This window comes from Rhizobium sp. NFR12 (genome assembly GCF_900108545.1).
GTDB lineage: Bacteria > Pseudomonadota > Alphaproteobacteria > Rhizobiales > Rhizobiaceae > Neorhizobium > Neorhizobium soli.
Genome location: NZ_FNWM01000007.1, coordinates 117,702 through 137,121, shown reverse-complemented (window position 1 = coordinate 137,121; position 19,420 = coordinate 117,702). Strand labels below are relative to the sequence as shown.

19 protein-coding genes are annotated in these 19,420 nt (G+C 61.4%); 11 read left to right on the top strand and 8 right to left on the bottom strand.

The genetic code is table 11. The features are described 5' to 3' along the window. The first annotated feature begins 618 nt into the window (after positions 1–618). From hrpB to BLW69_RS21730, 3 genes are all read left to right on the top strand, one after another. Positions 619–3,117: an ATP-dependent helicase HrpB gene (hrpB, locus tag BLW69_RS21740; RefSeq protein WP_092665249.1), complete on the top strand. Its 2,499-nt coding sequence runs from the start codon at positions 619–621 to the stop codon at positions 3,115–3,117. 126 nt (positions 3,118–3,243) lie between these two features. Next, the gene (locus BLW69_RS21735) at positions 3,244–4,569 is read left to right on the top strand and encodes an ActS/PrrB/RegB family redox-sensitive histidine kinase (protein WP_092665297.1); all 1,326 of its coding nucleotides are present in this window, start codon (positions 3,244–3,246) and stop codon (positions 4,567–4,569) included. Positions 4,570–4,657: 88 nt separating this feature from the next. After that, positions 4,658–5,212 (top strand): ActR/PrrA/RegA family redox response regulator transcription factor, encoded by a 555-nt coding sequence (locus BLW69_RS21730; RefSeq protein WP_175487305.1) that lies wholly within the window; start codon positions 4,658–4,660, stop codon positions 5,210–5,212. A 10-nt stretch (positions 5,213–5,222) separates the two neighbouring features. On the opposite strand, the gene BLW69_RS21725 is transcribed toward BLW69_RS21730, so the two are convergent. Next, a complete protein-coding gene (locus BLW69_RS21725; RefSeq protein WP_092665243.1) occupies positions 5,223–5,711 on the bottom strand; it encodes an MmcB family DNA repair protein in 489 nt (162 codons plus the stop codon). 188 nt (positions 5,712–5,899) lie between these two features. On the opposite strand from BLW69_RS21725, the gene BLW69_RS21720 reads away from it, so the two are divergent. After that, positions 5,900–6,583 carry a L,D-transpeptidase gene (locus BLW69_RS21720; RefSeq protein WP_092665240.1) on the top strand — a complete coding sequence of 228 codons (684 nt, stop codon included), beginning with the start codon at positions 5,900–5,902 and terminating at the stop codon, positions 6,581–6,583. A 76-nt stretch (positions 6,584–6,659) separates the two neighbouring features. Here the strand turns inward: BLW69_RS21720 and BLW69_RS21715 are convergent, their stop codons facing one another. The 5 genes from BLW69_RS21715 to hslV all read right to left on the bottom strand — a co-directional run bounded on the left by BLW69_RS21715 (position 6,660) and on the right by hslV (position 13,449). Continuing rightward, on the bottom strand, positions 6,660–8,834 hold the full coding sequence (locus BLW69_RS21715; RefSeq protein WP_092665294.1) for a malate synthase G: 2,175 nt from the start codon (positions 8,832–8,834) through the stop codon (positions 6,660–6,662). Positions 8,835–8,958: 124 nt separating this feature from the next. Continuing rightward, positions 8,959–10,362 (bottom strand): cytochrome P450, encoded by a 1,404-nt coding sequence (locus BLW69_RS21710; protein WP_092665237.1) that lies wholly within the window; start codon positions 10,360–10,362, stop codon positions 8,959–8,961. A gap of 43 nt (positions 10,363–10,405) precedes the next feature. Beyond that, positions 10,406–11,341 (bottom strand): DUF1402 family protein, encoded by a 936-nt coding sequence (locus BLW69_RS21705; protein WP_062463019.1) that lies wholly within the window; start codon positions 11,339–11,341, stop codon positions 10,406–10,408. Between the two features lie 198 nt (positions 11,342–11,539). After that, entirely contained in the window at positions 11,540–12,847 is a 1,308-nt protein-coding gene (hslU, locus tag BLW69_RS21700) for an ATP-dependent protease ATPase subunit HslU (protein WP_092665235.1), read from the bottom strand. A 74-nt stretch (positions 12,848–12,921) separates the two neighbouring features. Then, positions 12,922–13,449: an ATP-dependent protease subunit HslV gene (hslV, locus tag BLW69_RS21695; RefSeq protein WP_062463013.1), complete on the bottom strand. Its 528-nt coding sequence runs from the start codon at positions 13,447–13,449 to the stop codon at positions 12,922–12,924. Between the two features lie 213 nt (positions 13,450–13,662). On the opposite strand from hslV, the gene hisB reads away from it, so the two are divergent. Genes hisB through coaA form a run of 7 tightly spaced genes read left to right on the top strand, consistent with a single transcriptional unit; the run spans position 13,663 to position 18,292 of the window. After that, positions 13,663–14,271, top strand: a complete 609-nt coding sequence (gene hisB / locus BLW69_RS21690) for an imidazoleglycerol-phosphate dehydratase HisB (RefSeq protein ID WP_092665288.1) — start codon at positions 13,663–13,665, stop codon at positions 14,269–14,271. Positions 14,272–14,291: 20 nt separating this feature from the next. Beyond that, on the top strand, positions 14,292–14,780 hold the full coding sequence (locus BLW69_RS21685; protein ID WP_139283919.1) for a DUF2628 domain-containing protein: 489 nt from the start codon (positions 14,292–14,294) through the stop codon (positions 14,778–14,780). Beyond that, positions 14,780–15,430, top strand: coding sequence for an imidazole glycerol phosphate synthase subunit HisH (gene hisH, locus BLW69_RS21680; protein ID WP_092665229.1), 651 nt, complete (start codon positions 14,780–14,782; stop codon positions 15,428–15,430). Before BLW69_RS21685 ends, hisH begins: the two co-directional genes overlap by 1 nt. A gap of 1 nt (position 15,431) precedes the next feature. Then, a complete protein-coding gene (gene hisA / locus BLW69_RS21675; RefSeq protein ID WP_092665226.1) occupies positions 15,432–16,175 on the top strand; it encodes a 1-(5-phosphoribosyl)-5-[(5-phosphoribosylamino)methylideneamino]imidazole-4-carboxamide isomerase in 744 nt (247 codons plus the stop codon). Beyond that, on the top strand, positions 16,172–16,948 hold the full coding sequence (hisF, locus tag BLW69_RS21670) for an imidazole glycerol phosphate synthase subunit HisF (RefSeq protein WP_062577152.1): 777 nt from the start codon (positions 16,172–16,174) through the stop codon (positions 16,946–16,948). The genes hisA and hisF overlap by 4 nt, the downstream gene beginning before the upstream one ends. Before the next feature lie 22 nt (positions 16,949–16,970). Then, the gene (locus tag BLW69_RS21665) at positions 16,971–17,294 is read left to right on the top strand and encodes a phosphoribosyl-ATP diphosphatase (RefSeq protein WP_092665224.1); all 324 of its coding nucleotides are present in this window, start codon (positions 16,971–16,973) and stop codon (positions 17,292–17,294) included. Continuing rightward, positions 17,291–18,292 carry a type I pantothenate kinase gene (gene coaA, locus BLW69_RS21660; protein ID WP_062577147.1) on the top strand — a complete coding sequence of 334 codons (1,002 nt, stop codon included), beginning with the start codon at positions 17,291–17,293 and terminating at the stop codon, positions 18,290–18,292. The genes BLW69_RS21665 and coaA overlap by 4 nt, the downstream gene beginning before the upstream one ends. A 40-nt stretch (positions 18,293–18,332) precedes the next feature. Here the strand turns inward: coaA and BLW69_RS21655 are convergent, their stop codons facing one another. Continuing rightward, positions 18,333–18,944 (bottom strand): alpha-ketoglutarate-dependent dioxygenase AlkB, encoded by a 612-nt coding sequence (locus BLW69_RS21655; RefSeq protein ID WP_062577146.1) that lies wholly within the window; start codon positions 18,942–18,944, stop codon positions 18,333–18,335. A gap of 25 nt (positions 18,945–18,969) precedes the next feature. Next, positions 18,970–19,404 carry an alternative ribosome rescue aminoacyl-tRNA hydrolase ArfB gene (gene arfB / locus BLW69_RS21650; RefSeq protein WP_062577144.1) on the bottom strand — a complete coding sequence of 145 codons (435 nt, stop codon included), beginning with the start codon at positions 19,402–19,404 and terminating at the stop codon, positions 18,970–18,972. Between the last annotated feature and the right edge of the window lie 16 nt (positions 19,405–19,420).

Sequence of the window (19,420 nt, the reverse complement as noted above, 5' to 3'; positions counted from 1 at the left end):
TGACGAGAACTCTCTCAATCAATTCCCGCATCACTGCGAAAACCAATCTGGTGTTCTCATATCAAAACGTGACCGTCATTTGTCTTCTAACAGATGGACCTAAGCCCATCCTGCGAGACCGCCGACCACGTTTCTCTTTCTTCTCATATTCAATTGTCAAAGAACCGACATTCCCACCCCAAAAGGCTAAAACGTCACAAAACCCAAGAGCCAAACCGTAACCCGGCCCCAATCAGCATCCGCCAATCTTTTTAGGTTTTCACCGAAACGAAGAAGTCCGTCGCTAGCAGCGCCGCCGCCCTCGTTCAGTGAGCGGGTTATAGATCCGAGGCCCAGAACAAGTCAACAGGGGTTTTTCAAAAATGTCATTTTTCTTTCACAAGTCAGCGGAAGCCTCTGATACGGCTTAGAATTTGGGCAGTGATGACAAAGAAGGCAACGCTTCCTCGATGGCCTGTCTTTGTCGAAGGGGCTATCCATTCTTAAGGACGGGTAGCTAGAAGAGGTCCGGCCCGGCCCGGCCGCCTCTGGTGCCTATAGGGGCTTCGCAGGCTAAGCGTCCGCTTTCGTGGCGCGTATCTGTCTCTATATAGAGAGCGGTCAAAAGCGAGTTCAGGAATGTCTGCGTCATTACCTTCTGCATCGTCAGGTGCGGCCCTCATCGCGGGACTGCCGAAGCTTCCGGTCTCGGATGTGCTTCCTCAGATCCTGTCGGCGCTCAGCAACGGCAACCGGGCCGTCATCTCCGCGCCACCCGGCGCCGGCAAGACGACACTGGTTCCGCTGGTACTTCTCTTTGAACCGTGGTGCGGGGGCAAGATCATCCTGCTTGAACCGCGGCGGCTTGCGGCGCGCGCCGCAGCAGCACGCATGGCGTCTCTTATAAGAGAAGAGGTGGGCGGTCGCGTCGGTTACCGGATGCGGCTCGACAACCGGGTGTCTTCGGCAACCCGGATCGAGGTAGTCACCGAAGGCGTGTTTGCACGCATGGTCCTCGACGATCCCGAACTTGCTGGCGTCTCCGCTGTCATCTTCGACGAATTCCACGAACGCTCGCTCGATGCGGATTTCGGGCTGGCGCTTGCGCTCGATGTCCAATCGGCGCTGCGGGAAGACCTTCGCATCCTCGTGATGTCGGCGACGCTCGATGTCGAGCGGGTCGCCGGGCTGCTTTCCGATCCGCCCGTTATAGTCAGCGAGGGACGAGGCCACCCGATCGAGATCCGCCATCAAGACAGGCCGGCGGGCGAGCGGATCGAGGATACGGTCTCGCGCGCGATCATTGAAGCGCACCGATCGGAAACCGGCTCCATCCTTGTCTTTCTGCCGGGCCAAGGGGAAATCCTGCGCACGGCTGAGCGGCTGCAGGGTCGTTTCGGCCCGGAAACGCTGGTCGTGCCGCTCTACGGCAATCTTTCTCAGCGCGATCAGGATCTGGCGATCCGGCCCTGCCCTGCCGGACAGCGCAAGATCGTGCTCGCGACCTCGATCGCCGAGACCTCGATCACCATCGACGGGGTGCGCCTCGTGATCGACAGCGGTTTGCAGCGGCTGCCGGTGTTCGAGCCTTCGACCGGTATTACCAGACTGGAGACCGTGCGGGCCTCGCGCGCGTCTGCCGATCAGCGGGCCGGTCGTGCCGGGCGAACCGAACCGGGTATCGCTATCCGTCTGTGGCATGCCGGCCAGACCGCGGCCCTGCCGGCATTCACGCCACCGCAGATCCTCGCGAGCGATCTCTCTAGCCTCGTCCTCGACCTTGCCCATTGGGGCGTGGAGGATCCGGCATCGCTGGCGTTTCTCGATCCGCCGCCCGCCGCTGCCTTCAAGGAGGCGAAAAGCCTTCTCACCCAGCTTGGCGCCTTCAATGAGCAGGGACGGCTGACAGCGCGGGGCAAGACCATGCGCGACATGGCGCTGCCGCCGCGGCTTGCGGCGATGACAATTTCGGCGGCAGACGATGGCCATGGAAGGCAGGCCTGCCTGCTTGCCGTGCTCCTGACCGAACAGGGTCTTGGCGGATCGGATGTGGATCTCGACGAGAGGCTGAGACGGTTTCGCAATGAAAAGGGCGAGCGCGCCGACGCCGCAAGGCGGCTTGCGGACCGGATCGCCTCAGGTCTCCCCCGCAAGGCGCAACCGGGTTTGCCAGCGACAGCCGGCCAGCTTCTGCTGCACGCCTATCCGGACCGGGTGGCGATCCAGCGCGGCGGGCGCGGGCGGTTCGTGATGGCAAACGGCCGCGGGGCGGAACTGCCCGAAACCGAGCGGCTTGCCGGTGCAACGATGCTTGTCATCGCCGATCTTTCGGGGCGGGCCGTCAAAGCGCGGATCCTTGCCGCGGCCGAAACCAGTCGTGCCGAGATCGAGGCCGAGCTCGACGATCTGATCGTTCGCCAGGACGAGACGGTGTTCGACCGCCAGAGCCTGAAGCTGCGGGCCCGAAAGGTGACCCGGCTTGGTGCGATCGTGTTCGAGGAAAAGCCCCTGCCCCGCAAGACGGGCGAAGCCGCTGCCTTGGCACTTGCCGAGGGCGTGCGGGAACTGGGCCTTCAGTTCCTGCCGTTTTCCAAGGACGGCGCGCAGCTGCGCGAGAGGCTGGGCTTTCTTCACCGGACGATCGGTGCGCCCTGGCCTGACATGGATGACGCAGCACTGCTGGACCGGCTTGCCGAATGGTTCGTTCCGTTTCAGGGACAGGCCTCCGGCATCGACGCGATCCAGCCCGGCAGTCTTTCGGAAGGACTGCGCTCGCTTGTTCCCTACGACATCCTGCAGGATCTGGGACGCTTGGCACCGACGCATTTCGAAGCGCCGACCGGACAGCGGCATCCGATCCGCTACGACGGAGACGAGCCGACCCTTTCGATCCGGGTTCAGGAACTGTTCGGGTTGAAGACCCATCCGGCCGTGGCAGGCGGGCGCCTGCCACTGCTGCTCGAACTGACCTCGCCGGCGCACCGGCCGATCCAGACGACACGAGACCTGCCGGGTTTCTGGTCCGGATCGTGGAAGGATGTGCGCGCCGACATGCGCGGACGCTATCCGAAACATCCGTGGCCGGAAGATCCGGCAGAGGCTCTGCCCACGGCGCGGGCGAAACCGCGCGGAACATGATAGGCAGACGTGACAGAATGCCGCCTGCGACCAGGAGGTGCGGCGCGCTATGAAAAGCGTCGTGACAGTCGAAGCGGAAAGCGGGACATAGAAGAGATGGCGACCAGAGACATGTCCGGCGACGAGATGGCGACCAGCGAAAGCGGCGTCATCGCCCTTTCCGATGCGGTGCGCAGCCGATCCAGCCGGCGGATGCGCCTGCAGACGCTGGTGCGGCTGCGCTGGCTTGCGGTTGCCGGACAGACGGCAACGGTGGTGATCGTCGCGTTAGTGCTGCAGTTCCCGCTGCCCCTGATGGAGGCGGCAATCCTGATCGCGGCGCTTGCCGTGGCGAACCTTACCCTCTCGGCCTGGTTTCCAGCGACGCATCGGCTGGGACCGCGGTCCGTCATTGCGCTTCTGGGCTTCGATCTTCTGCAGATGGCCTCGCTGCTGTTTATCACCGGTGGCCTTGCCAATCCCTTCGCGCCGCTGATCTGCGTGCCGGTGATCATTTCGTTTGCCTCGCAACCCTTGCGCCATTCGATCATGCTGATCGTGTTTGCCCTGATCTGCACCACCACCATCGCCTTTTCGCCCTTCGATGTGCCCTGGTATCCGGGCCAGACGCTGGAGACGCAGCCGGTGATGCAGATCGGCGTCTGGTGCGCGATCGCCTCGATGATGATGTTTGCCGCCTTTTATGCCTACCGCGTCTCGAGCGAGGCGGCGCTTCTGGCGGATGCGCTGGCCGCAACCGAACTGGTGCTGGAGCGGGAAAAGCACCTGTCGCAGCTCGACGGACTGGCGGCCGCGGCCGCGCACGAGCTTGGAACGCCGCTTGCCACGATCAGCGTCGTTGCCAAGGAAATGCTGCGCGACCTGCGCGAAGACGACCGGTTTCGCGAAGACGTGCTTTTGCTGCGCAGCCAGAGCGAACGCTGCCGCGATATCCTGCGCCGGCTGACATCGCTGTCGACCGAGAGCGAGGAGCATATGCGGCGTCTGCCGCTGTCGTCGCTGATCGAGGAAGTGATTGCGCCGCATCGGCAATTCGGCATCGATGTCGAGATCATCGAAAAGAGCGACATTGCCGGCGAGCCGGTCGGCAACCGCAACCCGGCCATCCTCTATGGTCTCGGCAACCTTGTCGAGAATGCCGTCGATTATGCCAGGGAAAAAGTCACGGTGACCACCGAACATACGGCGTCGCGGGTTACCATCACGATCGAGGATGATGGTTCCGGTTATGCGCCGGATATACTCGCCCATATCGGCGAGCCCTATATGACCACGCGGTCTCGCGAAGACGAAAGCGCGGGTGGGCTCGGGCTCGGGCTCTTCATCGCCAAGACGCTGCTGGAGCGATCGGGGGCATCGCTCAAGTTCGGCAACCGCGATGCCGGCAAGGCAGGCGCCCGGATCCGGATCGAATGGCCGCGCAGCCTGATGGACCGGCCGGCGATAAAATGAGTGGCCGCTTTGCCAACGCGACCCATATTGAAGTGCAGCAACGGACCGTTGTCCGTGGAGACAGACGATGGATACGAATTCTGAAAACATGCCCGCCCTCGACGATGCCCAGCTCGGAGACGATCCGTTCCTGCTTCTCGTCGATGACGATGGCCCGTTCCTGCGGCGTCTGGCGCGCGCCATGGAAAGCCGCGGCTTTCTCGTGGATGCAGCGGAATCGGTCGCCGAAGGGATCGCCAAGGCCGAAGCCCGGCCGCCGAAATATGCCGTGGTCGATTTGCGGCTGGGTGACGGCAACGGTCTCGACGTGATCGAAGCCATCCAGAAGTCCGGTTCGGACACCAAGATCGTGGTGCTGACCGGCTACGGCAATATCGCGACCGCGGTGACGGCTGTTAAGCTTGGAGCGCTCGACTATCTGTCCAAGCCTGCGGATGCGGACGATGTGTTCAACGCCTTGATGCAGCGCCCGGGCGAAAAGGCCGATGTGCCCGAGAACCCGATGTCTGCCGATCGGGTGCGCTGGGAACATATCCAGCGCGTCTACGAGGCCTGCGAGCGCAATGTGTCGGAAACCGCAAGGCGGCTGAACATGCACCGGCGCACGCTGCAGCGGATACTTGCCAAGCGCGCACCGAAGTAAGTCTCGCCGGTCAGATGTCGTCGAAGCTTTTGCCGGTCGCCCATTCGGCCAGCATCAGCCTTCGCGCGGCAACGCGGGAGAAATTCAGCATGATCGATTTGCGCGATGCGGGCGCCAGCTTGTGTTCCGTTGCCTCGCGCATCTGGTGCGCGCCGTAGCCATCGGACAGGAACAGGCCGCAATCCTCCGGGAAGATATCGAGCGGAACATCCTTGTGGGTGGCGAAGAACAGCCGGTCGCAGGAGGCGCGGTAATCTGGCCATTTGCGATCGACCCGGAAGTCCTCGATGGAGGTCTTGATCTCGATGATCCAGATCTCGCCCTTCTCCGATACCGTTATGAGATCGGCGCGGCGACCATTGGAAAGCGCCATTTCCGGAAGAATGGCATGCCGCATGTCATGGAGCAGGATCTGCATGCCGCGGCGGACCATCATGGCCCGCGACGACTGACGGCCGTCGACCAGCGGGTTATTATTGGCAATGTTCAATATCGTCATGCACTTGACCTGTCACAGCCCCTCCGGGGGGTTACGGATGTTGCAAAAAGGACATTGCCTTTTGCATTCGTGGAAGCGCGATCCCCTGGCTCACTGCTATCGCTTGCCAAGCGCTGCGCTATGGAAAATAACGGGTCCGAAGGCGCCTGAGCGCCCATTTCAATCGATTCGTACATCAAGAGACATCCATGCGCTTTCGCAACAGCATGCTCGCACTCGGCCTGTTGGCAACCTCTGCCCTGGCCGGCTGCTCCACTACGTCCGAAACACCCCGGACGGTCGCCCAGGCCGAAGCTCCGGTCCGTATCGAGACGGCGCAGATCTTTACCGATTCGTATGGGTCGATCACCGATGCAGGTTACACCCTGCCGGCGATCCCGATCAACCGGGTGAAGCCTCAGTTCGTTCGCCAGGTCGTCAATTACGAGACGAATGAGCGGCCGGGAACGGTCATCGTCAACACCCGCGAGCGTCATCTCTATTTCATCCTGCCGGGTGGTCGTGCGATGCGCTATGGTATCGGCGTCGGAAAGCAGGGCTTCGCATGGTCGGGCACAGCCTATGTTGCCTGGAAGCAGGAATGGCCGAACTGGCATCCGCCGAAGGAAATGGCAGTGCGCAAGCCGGACATCGCCCGTTATGTCGAAAACGGCATGGGCCCCGGTCTGTCGAACCCGCTTGGTGCACGCGCCATGTACCTGTTCAACGAAAAGGGCCAGGACACGCTGTTTCGCCTGCACGGCACGCCGGAATGGGCCTCGATCGGCACCGCCGCTTCGTCGGGCTGCATCCGTCTGATGAACCAGGACGTGATCGACCTCTACAGCCGCGTCCGTCCGGGCCGCAACACCAAGGTCGTCGTGATTCAGTAACGGTTCAACGCCTGCAAATGCAAAAGCCGCCGAGGATTTCCCGGCGGCTTTTTTGTTGTCTGAGCGACGGGCCGGATTAACCGGCCTTTGCCTTGAGTTCCAGCCGGCGGCGGTGCAGAACCGGTTCGGTATAGCCGTTCGGCTGTTCACGACCCTTGAGCACCAGTTCGAGCGCTGCCTGAAAGGCGACCGAGGCGTCGAAGTTAGCTGCCATCGGCGTATAGAGCGGATCGCCTTCGTTCTGGCCATCGACCACTGCCGCCATCCGCTTCAGCGTCTCGACGATCTGCTCTTCGGTGACGAGCTTGTGGTGCAGCCAGTTGGCCATATGCTGCGACGAGATGCGCAGGGTCGCCCGGTCTTCCATCAGCGCGATGTCGTTGATATCCGGCACCTTGGAGCAGCCGACGCCCTGGTCGATCCAGCGCACGACGTAGCCGAGAATGCCCTGCGCGTTGTTGTCGAGTTCGCGCTGGATTTCTTCCGGCGTCCAATTCGGCCGCGAGGCGACCGGAACCGACAGGATATCGGAGAGCTTCGCACGGGTACGGGTCTTCAACCCCTTCTGCACCTCGGCGACATCGACCTTGTGATAATGGGTGGCATGCAGCGTCGCCGCCGTCGGCGACGGGACCCAGGCGGTGTTGGCGCCGGCTTTCGGGTGACCGATCTTCTGCTCCAGCATCGCCGCCATCAGATCCGGCATGGCCCACATGCCCTTGCCGATCTGGGCATGGCCAGACAGGCCGCAGGCGAGACCGATATCGACATTCCAATTCTCATAGGCCGCAATCCAGGCCGCCTGCTTCATATCGCCCTTGCGGATCATCGGGCCGGCTTCCATCGAGGTGTGGATCTCGTCGCCGGTGCGGTCGAGGAAGCCGGTGTTGATAAACACGACGCGCTCCTTTGCGGCGCGGATCGCCTCCTTGAGGTTGATCGTGGTGCGGCGTTCCTCGTCCATGATGCCCATCTTCATGGCATTGTCGGCAAGACCGAGCGCCTGCTCGACGCGGGTGAAGATCTCGGCGGCGAACGCCACTTCTTCCGGCCCATGCATCTTCGGCTTGACCACATACATGGACCCGAGCTTCGAATTCTTGCGCCGGCCGGTGATGCCGCCATCCTTTCGACCGATGTCGTGAATGGCGATCAGGGCGGTGACGACAGCATCCATTATGCCCTCGGGCACTTCCAGGCCGTCGCGGTCGAGAATGGCCGGGTTGGTCATGAGGTGGCCGACATTGCGGATCAGCATCAGCGAGCGGGCTTTGACCTCGACGGTTGCGCCATTGGGCGCCGTATAGTCGAAATCCGGGTTGAGCGTGCGCAGGAAGCTCTTGCCGCCCTTTGCAACCTCCTCCGAGAGATCGCCCTTCATCAGGCCGAGCCAGTTGCGATAGACGGCGACCTTATCCTCGGCGTCGACAGCCGCGACCGAATCTTCGCAGTCCATGATCGTGGTGATCGCCGATTCGATTCGCACATCGGAAATATGGGCCGGATCGTCCTTGCCGGTCGCCGTTGCTGGATCGATGACGATTTCGACATGCAGGTTGTTGCGGACGAGCAAAATACGGTTCGGTTCGCCCAGATAGCCGGCAAACTGCGTCGGGTCGGTTAGGCCTGTTACCTCGCCGTTCGACAGCGTTACGAACAGGGCCGAATCTTCCACCTTGAACGAAGCCGCATCCTTCCAGCTGGCGCCGGAAAGCGGGGCCGACTGATCAAGGAAGTCGCACACCCAGGTGATCACCTGTTTGCCGCGCACCGGGTTGTAGCCCTTGCCCTTATCGGCACCATTGGCTTCCGGGATGGCGTCCGTGCCATAAAGCGCATCATAGAGCGAACCCCAGCGGGCATTGGCGGCGTTTAGTGCATAGCGTGCATTCATCACGGGGACGACGAGCTGCGGGCCGGCGATGCCGGCAATTTCCGGATCGACGTTTTCCGTCGAGACCCGGAAATCGGGTCCTTCGGGAAGAAGATAGCCGATCTCGCGCAGGAATTCCTCGTAGGCAGCCAGGTCGTTCGGTGCACCGTGCTTGCGGTACCACTCGTCGATCTCGAGCTGAAACGCATCGCGCCTGGACAGAAGCGCCCGGTTCTTCGGCGCAAGGTCGTGAACGATCGCGGAAAACTCGGCGAAGAAATGGTCGGCATCAATACCGGTCTCGGGAAGCGCTTCCGTAACCAGAAAGTCGTGCAGCTTCTGATCGATCTGCAGTCCGTTTTTTTCGATGCGAGTCATGCCGCGCCTCCCGTATGATTTTTTGGTGACATGCAGATTGCCCGCAAGACCTTGTCTGTCAATCGCCGACGATGCCATCGACCATGAAATCATGGGCCGATATGGACCACCCTCAAGAGGTGTTTCACGTGGAGCGCCTACGGACCACCTTCATGGGTATTCCGTCCTGCGGCTGGGTGGTCAGTTTCTGGACGGGCCAGACCTTGGTGCCCGGAACCACATCGAACCGGTAGCGCTTCATCAGCACGGCAAGCGCGATCACCGCCTCCTGCATGGCAAAGACCGCACCGATACAAGTGCGCGGCCCCGCCCCAAACGGCAGGTACTGGAAGCGATTGATATTGCCGCGGTTTTTCGGAAGGAAGCGTTCCGGCATGAAAGCACGCGGCTTTTCCCAGTAGAGTTCATGCCGATGCAGCGTCCATGGCATGACGAGAACCGTGACGCCCGCATCGATGGTCACGGTCTCGCCTGTCGGGCTGGTCCAGCGATCGCCACGGATTGCCGCGCGGTTGATGGAGGGCGCCGGCGGATAGAGCCGCAGCGCTTCCTCGAAAGCGGCCCTCACCCAGGGCATTCTCTCCAGCCAGTCGACCGGTTCGGCCCCTTCGCCCAAGACCTGATCGATCTCCGTTTCCATCGCATCGCGCACATGCGGCGACTGGCCGACGCAGTACAGAGTCCAGGCGAGCGCCCTCGCCGTCGTTTCGTGGCCGGCGCCGATGAAGGTCAGGATATTGTCTTCGATTTCGGCCATCGTCAGGCCGTCGGGCCCTTCGAGCTGCAGCAGCAATGTCAGAAAATCCTGCGGTACGGCATCCGGCGTCTCGCGGATCCGCTTCTGGCGCTGGATCATGGTATCGGCGACGACCTTGCGGAACTTGTCCAGCACGCGCTGGCCACCGATCCGCGTCACGCGCGGTACCCAAGGAGGGGCGCGCAGAAGATCCATCGGATCGACACGGCCCATGCGATGCAGAAGACTGTCGACGTCATCGGAAAATTTCTCGCTTTCGGTGACGATCTCGCCGGAAAACAGCGTCTCCGAAAGAATCGCAAAGGCAAGTTCCGTCATGTCGACCGAGATGTCGTGGACAGCGCCCGAGGGATGGTCGGCCGCATACTTCTCGACATATTCCTCCGACTTCGCCAGCATCTGGCCGGCAAAACCGCGGGAGTGGCGCGGCGTGAACACCGGTGCCATCGCCTTGCGCGAGCGCTTCCACACGGGCCCTTCCGCCGTCAGCAATCCGTCACGCAGGATCGGCCGCAGGATGAGCTGACGGATCTCCGACATCTCGTAATTGGCGGAATTATCGACAAGAATGTGCCGGATAAGGCCCGGATCGTTGACGATCAGGGTGCGTTCCTTGAGGAACTTCGTCTCGATCCAGGGAAGCGTGTAGGACGGCTTTCCCCACAGTTCGAGCGGATTGCGCATCACGGTACGGATGACTTCCAGCCGCGACGGCGGGACGGTGCGCGGCTCCGGTGCCGGTGGCACGAAAGGTTCGGGGCGCATGTCCATATGATGGGTCCTCATCTTTAAGAGATGAAGACCATATCAGAACTCAGAAGAGCGATTTCAACTCGGCGATCTTGTCGTTGACCAGCCAGCCGTAATAATTCTCTTCCGGCAGACCGCCGCGCGCCCTCAAGGCTGCCGCCCGTTGCGCCGAACCACCGGTGTTATACAGCGTCGCGGTGATGCCGGGATTGCGGGAGATATCGACATTCGCAATCGTCTTGTAGTCGTCGATCGAACGTCGGATGTTGGCCGCCATGTAGGCGAGCGACTTGTCCGGGTCCATGATCGCGTCATAGACTTCCGATGCCTTGTTCTCGTCGAGCTTCGGGTAACCGGAAACGCGGGCGACGGTGTCTGAAAACATCATCGCCGTCAGCGGATTGAGCTGGCCGAGGCCGAAGGTCTGGCCGGCATAGAAGGGCTGGAAGAAGACCGCGCTGAAACGATTGTCCGGAAACGCCTTGCCATCGACCTTGCGTCCCCGGAAAGCGTCTTCCCAGACATTTTCCCGGCAGGTCCAGAGACGGTAGGAGTCGAGCCCCGTGCTGCATTTTGCAAATTGCGGGCGGTCGAGAAAATCCTTGATCGATTCGTCGTCGTAGCCGAAGCGGAAACTGTTGCCGGCATAGGCGGCGGCCTTGATGTAATAGGTCTGCAACCGGTCATAGGCATCGACATTGTAGGTGTGCTCGCCAACGATCGCGCCGACGATATGAATCGGATCGAAACCGTAGGCCGCTGCCGCGGACCGGATCTTGCCGATCAGTTTCTTGTCGGTTGCGAGCAGATCGCGGATCTTTTCATACTTGTCGTCGAACGTGGTGCGGCCGGCGCGGGTTCGGCGCACGGAGGCACCCGGCACTTTCGGCTGCACCGTATTGCGGTTGCCTTCCGGTACGATGGTCACCGCGGCCGCGTAGGTCGTGGAGGCGGCCGTCCATGCGACGGTCATCAGAAATGCAAGCAGGAGGCGTTTCAAAATTGTCGTGTCCCAATTACGGTCTGCACCGTTAACGCTCCAGACGCTGAAACAGTCAGAAGGAGAGAGCGGCGCATCACGAAAGCGCGTCACCCTTACGTGAAGAGATGCTGTAATGTCGAGAGAGTGGCATTCAAAATAGCGTCACTGCCAAGGCGAGCAGCAGCCGGACGTTGCCCGGCTGCCACGAATTCAAGGTCAGAGGATGTAACGCGACAGGTCGGTATCGTTTGCGAGATCGCCGACATGCTTGCGGACATATTCGGCATCGATCGTGATCGCCGTGCCGCCCTGATCGGGCGCGGTGAACGAAATCTCGTCCAGCACGCGCTCCATCACCGTCTGCAAGCGGCGGGCACCGATATTCTCGACGGTGGAGTTGAGATGCACCGCGACATCGGCCAGCGCGTCGAGCGCGTCATCGGTAAAGTCGAGCGTCAGATCTTCCGTGCCCATCAAGGCCTTGTACTGCCGGATCAGGCTTGCCTCGGTTTCTGTCAGGATGCGGCGGAAGTCTCCCTTGGTCAGCGGCTTCAGCTCGACGCGGATCGGCAGACGGCCCTGGAGTTCCGGCAAAAGGTCCGATGGCTTCGACACATGGAAGGCGCCGGAGGCGATGAACAGGATATGATCCGTCTTTACCGGTCCGTATTTGGTCGAGACCGTCGTCCCCTCGACGAGCGGCAGCAGGTCGCGCTGCACACCTTCACGTGAAACACCGGCACCCATGCCGCCGTCGCGGGCAGCGATCTTGTCGATCTCGTCCAGGAACACGATGCCGTCATTCTCGACCGAACGCACCGCTTCGCGCTGGATCACCTCGTTGTCGATCAGCTTGTCGGATTCGTCGCGCACCAGTTCGCCGTAGGACTTGGCAACGGTGGTTTTGACCTTCTTGGTGCGCCCACCCATCGCCTTACCGAACATGTCGGAGAGGTTGAGAACGCCGATATTGCCGCCCGGCATGCCGGGAATGTCGAAGCCGGGCATGCCCGAGCTGGTGTCGGCCACCTCGATCTCGATTTCCTTCTCGTCAAGCTCGCCGCTGCGCAGGCGCTTGCGGAAACTGTCGCGGGTGGCAGGAGAGGCCGTCGATCCGACGAGCGCATCGAGGACACGCTCCTCAGCGCTCGCCTGCGCCTTCGCCTGCACTTCGGTGCGCTTCTTTTCGCGGATCAGGCCGATGCCGATCTCGACGAGATCGCGGATGATCTGTTCGACGTCACGCCCGACATAGCCGACCTCGGTGAACTTGGTGGCTTCAACCTTGATGAAGGGAGCGCCGGCTAGCTTTGCAAGGCGACGAGAGATCTCCGTCTTGCCGACGCCGGTCGGCCCGATCATCAGGATGTTCTTCGGCATGACTTCGTCACGCAGGCTTTCGTCCAGCTGATGACGGCGCCAACGGTTTCGAAGCGCAATGGCAACGGCGCGCTTGGCGTCGTGCTGGCCAATGATGTGGCGATCGAGCTCGGAAACGATTTCCCGGGGAGAAAAATTGGTCATGAGTTCCTCTTGGCGTCCCTCGTCAACCGTCCTGTCAGGCCCGGCCCGTGAGAGATCCTCTGGCTAGGATGGCGTTATTCGGCGTCGAGCGTTTCGACGACGAGATTGTGATTGGTGTAGACACAGATATCGGCCGCGATATCGAGCCCCTTGCGGGCAACCTCTTCGGCCGACATGTCCGTGTCCATCAGTGCACGGGCAGCGGCATAGGCATAGTTTCCGCCAGAGCCGATGGCGATCGTGCCGTGCTCGGGCTCCAGCACATCGCCGTTGCCGGTGACGGCGAGCGTAATCGACTTGTCGGCCACCAGCATCATCGCTTCGAGATTGCGCAGATACTTGTCGGTGCGCCAGTCCTTGGCAAGTTCGACGGCGGCGCGCATCAGCTGGCCGGGATACTGCTCGAGCTTCTTTTCGAGGCGATCGAGAAGCGTGAAGGCATCCGCAGTGGCGCCGGCGAACCCGGCGATCACATCGCCGGTCTTGCCAATTCGGCGCACCTTGCGGGCATTGCCCTTCATCACCGTCTGGCCCAGGCTCACCTGACCGTCACCGGCCATCACCACCTTGCCGCCCTTTCGGACCGTAATAATCGTTGTCATTCCATATACCTCTAAAAGCCCCTGGAGGGCGCCTTCGATTGCGAGCCCCAGCGACGTTCATGGCGGCTCCGTTGAGCCCTATGTAAGTGGGCATCCGCCGAATACAATCTTGCCGAAACGGCACAGCGTACCGGCCGCGCTTCGGCCGTGCTTTTGCTGGATATTTGATCTGCCGCCTGATATGGAGCGCGCATAATAAGCATGGGTGACCTGATGGGCGATACGACAGCCACACGTACGGGAAGCGTTTCCCGCAAGACCAACGAGACCTCCGTTTCGGTTTCCGTCAATCTTGACGGCACCGGCACGTCGAAGATTTCGACGGGCGTCGGGTTTTTCGACCATATGCTGGACCAGCTGTCGCGCCATTCGCTGATCGACATGGAAATCGACGTGAAGGGTGACCTGCATGTCGACGATCACCATACGGTGGAAGACACCGGCATCGCGATTGGCCAGGCCATTTCCAAGGCGCTAGGCGACCGGCGCGGCATTGCCCGCTATGCCTCGCTCGATCTCGCCATGGACGAAACGATGACGAAAGCTGCGGTCGACTTGTCGGGCCGGCCATTCCTGGTTTGGAACGTTTCCTTTTCGGCACCGAAGATCGGCACGTTCGATACGGAACTGGTGCGGGAATTCTTCAACGCGCTGGCCCAGAATGCCGGCATCACGCTGCATATCCTCAACCATTACGGCGCCAACAACCATCATATCGCCGAGACCTGCTTCAAATCCGTGGCGCGCGTGTTGCGCATCGCGACAGAAATCGATCCGCGGCAGGCCAATCGCGTTCCTTCGACCAAGGGTACGCTTGCCTGACGCTTCCAGGAGTTTCATCCTTGAGAAGCTATCTCGTTCTGACGCCGAAAAATGGCCCCGACAGGGAGCACCGTTCCACCATTATCATGACGGACGGATTTTCATGGCCGGCATTCCTGCTCTCCTGGATCTGGCTGTTCTGGCACCGGATGTGGATTGCCGGCGCGATCGCCCTTGCGATCCAGATCGGCAGCGGCGTTCTTTCGACCATGCCGGGTTTTGCGATCGGTGGCTGGCTGCTCGGCTTTGCGATGAACCTGATCGTTGCGCTGGAAGGCCGGCATCTCTATTCGCAGTCGCTGCAACGCCGGGGCTACACGCTCGAAACTGTTGTGTTTGCGCAGGACAGAAGCACGGCCGAGGAAATGTATTTCTCCAATCTGCCGCAGCCTGAACCGAGCGCAATGCCTACTCTTTCCGAATGGGCGCCACAGACGAACACCCCTTCCCCCGCCGCTGCCGGATGGCAGAGTTCCGGCGCCGGACTTTTCGATCACGGAGGACGCTGATGCGCGTCGCAATCATCGACTATGGATCGGGCAATCTCCGATCCGCTACCAAGGCTTTCGAACGCGCCGCTCGCGAGGCCGGCATCGACGCTGAAATCGACCTCACCGACAAGCCTGATGCCGTCGCTTCGGCTGACCGCGTCGTTCTTCCTGGCGTCGGCGCCTATGCCGATTGCCGGGCCGGGCTCGATGCCGTTTCCGGCATGCACGAGGCACTGATCGAGGCCGTCGAGACAAACGCACGCCCTTTCCTCGGGGTCTGCGTCGGCATGCAGCTGATGTCCTCGCGCGGGCTCGAAAAGACCACCAGCGAAGGGTTCGGCTGGATCAAGGGCGACGTCGTCGAGATGACGCCGTCCGATCCCGGCTTGAAGATCCCGCAGATCGGCTGGAACACGCTGGAGCTCGTCAACCCGCATCCTTTGTTCGATGGCATTCCGACCGGACCGGACGGACTGCACGCCTATTTCGTGCACTCCTACCATCTCGCCGCCGCAAACCCTTCCGACGTCATCGCCACGACGGAATACGGTGGCGCGATGACGGCCTTCGTTGGACGCGACAACATGGTGGGGGCGCAATTCCATCCGGAAAAGAGCCAGACACTCGGCCTCGCCCTGATTTCCAACTTCCTGCGCTGGAAGCCCTAACATGATTCTTTTCCCGGCTATCGATCTCAAGGACGGCCAGTGCGTGCGCCTCAAGCTTGGCGACATGGAGCAGGCGACCGTCTACAATCCGGACCCTGCCGACCAGGCTAAGGCCTTTGAGGACCAGGGTTTCGAGTGGCTGCATGTGGTGGACCTGAACGGTGCCTTTGCCGGCGAAAGCGTCAATGGCGCGGCCGTCGATGCGATCCTCAAGGCAACGATGAACCCGGTGCAGCTCGGCGGCGGCATCCGTACGCTCGAGCATATCGAAGCGTGGCTTAGCCGCGGACTGGCGCGTGTCATTCTCGGCACTGTTGCGGTGCGCGATCCTGCCCTCGTCATCGAGGCATGCGAGAAGTTTCCGGGCCAGGTCGCCGTCGGCATCGATGCCAAGGGTGGCAAAGTGGCGGTGGAAGGCTGGGCTGAAGCGTCCGAGCTCGGCGTGATCGAACTTGCCAGAAAATTCGAAGGCGCCGGCGTTTCGGCGATCATCTATACCGACATCGACCGCGACGGGATACTGGCCGGCATCAACTGGGCCTCGACGCTGGAACTGGCGGACGCGGTTTCCATTCCCGTCATCGCGTCAGGCGGGCTTGCCTCAATGGACGATATCCACCGCATGCTGCAACCGGACGCGGCCCGCCTCGAAGGCGCAATTTCCGGCCGGGCGCTCTATGACGGCCGGATCGATCCTGACGAAGCGCTGTCGCTGATTCGCGCCGCGAGAGGAGAAGCCGCATGACGCTCAAGGCCCGTGTCATTCCCTGCCTCGACGTGAAGGACGGCCGTGTCGTCAAGGGCGTCAATTTCGTCGACCTGATCGATGCCGGCGATCCCGTCGAGGCCGCAAAAGCCTATGATGCCGCCGGTGCCGACGAACTCTGCTTCCTCGACATCACCGCCTCCTCCGACAATCGCGACACGATCTTTGACGTCGTCGCGCGCACCGCCGAACATTGCTTCATGCCGCTTACCGTCGGCGGCGGCGTTCGCGCCATTGCCGATATCCGCAAGCTGCTGCTGGCCGGGGCCGACAAGGTCTCGATCAACTCCGCTGCCGTGAACAATCCCGATTTCGTTTACGAAGCTGCCAACAAGTTCGGCAACCAGTGCATCGTCGTGTCGATCGATGCCAAGCGGGTGTCTGCATCAGGCGAGAGCGATCGCTGGGAGATCTTCACCCATGGTGGCCGCACGGCAACCGGCATCGATGCCGTCGAGTTCGCGCGAAAAATGGTCGAGCGCGGCGCCGGCGAGTTGCTCGTGACCTCGATGGACCGCGACGGCACGAAGATCGGCTACGATCTGGCGCTGACCCGCACCATCGCCGATTCGGTTCGCGTTCCCGTCATCGCGTCGGGCGGCGTCGGCACGCTCGACGATCTCGTCGCGGGCGTGAAAGAGGGCCATGCGACCGCCGTTCTCGCCGCCTCAATTTTCCACTTCGGGACCTATTCGATTGGCGAGGCAAAGCGCTATATGGCCGACCATGGCATTGCCATGCGGCTTGACTGACAGCCGACGGGAGGAGACGGTTTTGAGTGAATTCACCCTCGGCGATCTCGAGAAGATCGTTGCGCAGCGCGCGAAAGCCCCGCCGGAGGAATCCTGGACTGCAAAGCTTGTGGCGGCCGGCCAGACCAAGGCTGCCAAGAAGCTTGGCGAGGAGGCGGTGGAAACCGTGATCGCCGCGGTGGCGCAGGACCGGCACGATCTCGTGTCGGAAAGTGCCGACCTTCTTTATCATCTTATGGTCGTATTGAACATTGCCGACATCCCGTTGCAGGATGTGCTCGCCGAACTTCAGCGCAGGACAGGCCAGACAGGCCTGCAGGAAAAGGCGAGCCGAGCTCCTTCATGAACATCGTTTCGACGCCTGAAAAGCATGATGTGGATATCCCGGAGAGCGGTGTTAACGCGGAATACTACTCGCCCTACCACCACTTCACGGCCGAGGAATGGGCGAAGTTCCGGGCCGACACGCCACTGACGCTGAAGGCCGAGGAAATCGCCCGGCTGCGCTCGCTGGACGATCCGATCAACATCGACGAAGTCCGGCGCATCTATCTGTCGCTGTCGCGCCTTCTTTCGACCCATGTCGAGGCCTCGCAGCGGCTTTACCGGCAGCGCAACCGCTTTCTGACGCTTCCGGATGTGTCAAAGACCCCGTTCATCATCGGTGTCGCCGGGTCGGTCGCGGTCGGCAAGTCGACCACCGCACGCGTGCTGAAGGAGCTGCTTGCCCGCTGGCCGGCAAGTCCCAAGGTCGATCTCATCACGACCGACGGATTTCTTTATCCCAACGCTGTCCTTCAGCGTGAAAACCTGATGCAGCGCAAGGGTTTTCCCGAGAGCTACGATATCGGCCAGATCCTGCGGTTTCTTTCGGCGATCAAGGCCGGCGAGAAAAACGTCAAGGCGCCGCGTTACTCGCATCTGACCTATGACGTGCTTCCGGGCGAATATACGCTGGTCGACCGTCCCGACATCCTGATCTTCGAAGGCATCAACGTGCTGCAGTCGCGCGCATTGCCTGTTGACGGCAAGATCGTGCCGATCGTGTCTGACTTCTTCGACTTCTCGATCTATATCGACGCCGACGAGGAGCAGATCCACCAGTGGTATGTCCAGCGGTTCATGAAACTGCGGCAGACGGCCTTTCGTGAGCCGACATCCTTCTTCAACAAGTATGCGGCGATCAGCGAAGCGGAGGCGATGGCCGTCGCAGAAGGGCTTTGGGAAAACATCAACCTCAAGAACCTGCGCCAGAACATCATCCCGACCCGGCCCCGCGCCGATATCATTCTGCGCAAGGGTCGCGACCACTTCATCGAGACGGTGGCTTTGAGAAAACTGTAGGCTGTCGATCGATACCCATTACACGATGGATCTTCGATCGTCAGCTATTGACCCTTCGCAGTGTCAGATTGATGCGGCCTCCATTTTTGAGAAGCGTCGACGTGCCGGGATAGATCCGGTCCACCCCGTGAAACGCAAGCCGCCCTTCCCCGCCCAGCACCACGATATCGCCGCTCGAGAGCTTGAAGGAGCCTGTCGGATCCTTGCGATCGACCCCACCGACCCGAAACAGGCAGGTATTGCCGAGCGAGATGGAAAGGACCGGCGCGTTCAGGTCTGATTCGTCCTTGTCCTGATGCATGCCCATTTTCGCGTCGTCTGAATAGAAATTGACAAGGCATGCCTCCGGCGGCTTGTCATAGCCGGAGAGGTTTTCCCAGAGGTCCATCAGTTCTGACGGAATGGCGGGCCACGGTCTGCCCGTCTGCGGATGGGTCTCCTGGTACCGGTAGCCGCGCTCCTTGTCCGTCACCCAGCCGAGCTCGCCGCAATTCGTCATCCGAACCGACATCGGTTTGCCCGTGCCGGGCATGGCCGGGACGTAGAGCGGTGCCTCGGCGACGATGGCGCGGATGACCTCGACCAGATGTTCCTGGGCGGCGCGGTTCAGAGAGCCCGGCAGATGCCGGATACCGTTTGCCAAAGTCGCCATATGATTCCCCCGTGGCCCTTCGTGGTCAGTCGCCGTTCGGCTTGCCGCGCATCTTCTTGACATCGGAGCGGCCGGATTTCGCCTTGAGTCGCCGCTCCACGGAGCCCTTGGTCGGCTTGGTCTTCCGGCGCGGTGGCGGTGGCGGCTCGGCTGCCTTCAGGATCAGTTCCTTCAGCCGGTCGCGCGCATCCTCGCGGTTGCGCTCCTGGCTTCGAAACCGGTTGGCCTCGATCATCAGCACGCCGTCCTTGGATACCTTCCGGCCGGCAAGCTTGATCGCGGCTTCCTTGATCCGTTCGGGCAGCGACGGGGAATTGACGAGATCGAAGAACAGCTGGACCGCCGTCGAGACCTTGTTGACGTTCTGGCCGCCCGGACCGCCCGCCAGCACGAACTGCTCGGTGAGCTCCCATCCGGCGATGGTGATGCGGGTGTTGATCTCGAGAGGATTGCTGGCCATGGCCGTATTTCCCACA

Bases quoted from the DNA above. Each gene is read 5' to 3' on its own strand.
- hrpB (WP_092665249.1), top strand. From the start codon at position 619: ATGTCTGCGTCATTACCTTCTGCATCGTCAGGTGCGGCCCTCATCGCG.
- BLW69_RS21735 (WP_092665297.1), top strand. From the start codon at position 3,244: ATGGCGACCAGCGAAAGCGGCGTCATCGCCCTTTCCGATGCGGTGCGC.
- BLW69_RS21730 (WP_175487305.1), top strand. From the start codon at position 4,658: ATGCCCGCCCTCGACGATGCCCAGCTCGGAGACGATCCGTTCCTGCTT.
- BLW69_RS21725 (WP_092665243.1), bottom strand. From the start codon at position 5,711: ATGACGATATTGAACATTGCCAATAATAACCCGCTGGTCGACGGCCGT.
- BLW69_RS21720 (WP_092665240.1), top strand. From the start codon at position 5,900: ATGCGCTTTCGCAACAGCATGCTCGCACTCGGCCTGTTGGCAACCTCT.
- BLW69_RS21715 (WP_092665294.1), bottom strand. From the start codon at position 8,834: ATGACTCGCATCGAAAAAAACGGACTGCAGATCGATCAGAAGCTGCAC.
- BLW69_RS21710 (WP_092665237.1), bottom strand. From the start codon at position 10,362: ATGGACATGCGCCCCGAACCTTTCGTGCCACCGGCACCGGAGCCGCGC.
- hslU (WP_092665235.1), bottom strand. From the start codon at position 12,847: ATGACCAATTTTTCTCCCCGGGAAATCGTTTCCGAGCTCGATCGCCAC.
- hslV (WP_062463013.1), bottom strand. From the start codon at position 13,449: ATGACAACGATTATTACGGTCCGAAAGGGCGGCAAGGTGGTGATGGCC.
- hisB (WP_092665288.1), top strand. From the start codon at position 13,663: ATGGGCGATACGACAGCCACACGTACGGGAAGCGTTTCCCGCAAGACC.
- hisH (WP_092665229.1), top strand. From the start codon at position 14,780: ATGCGCGTCGCAATCATCGACTATGGATCGGGCAATCTCCGATCCGCT.
- hisA (WP_092665226.1), top strand. From the start codon at position 15,432: ATGATTCTTTTCCCGGCTATCGATCTCAAGGACGGCCAGTGCGTGCGC.
- hisF (WP_062577152.1), top strand. From the start codon at position 16,172: ATGACGCTCAAGGCCCGTGTCATTCCCTGCCTCGACGTGAAGGACGGC.
- coaA (WP_062577147.1), top strand. From the start codon at position 17,291: ATGAACATCGTTTCGACGCCTGAAAAGCATGATGTGGATATCCCGGAG.
- BLW69_RS21655 (WP_062577146.1), bottom strand. From the start codon at position 18,944: ATGGCGACTTTGGCAAACGGTATCCGGCATCTGCCGGGCTCTCTGAAC.
- arfB (WP_062577144.1), bottom strand. From the start codon at position 19,404: ATGGCCAGCAATCCTCTCGAGATCAACACCCGCATCACCATCGCCGGA.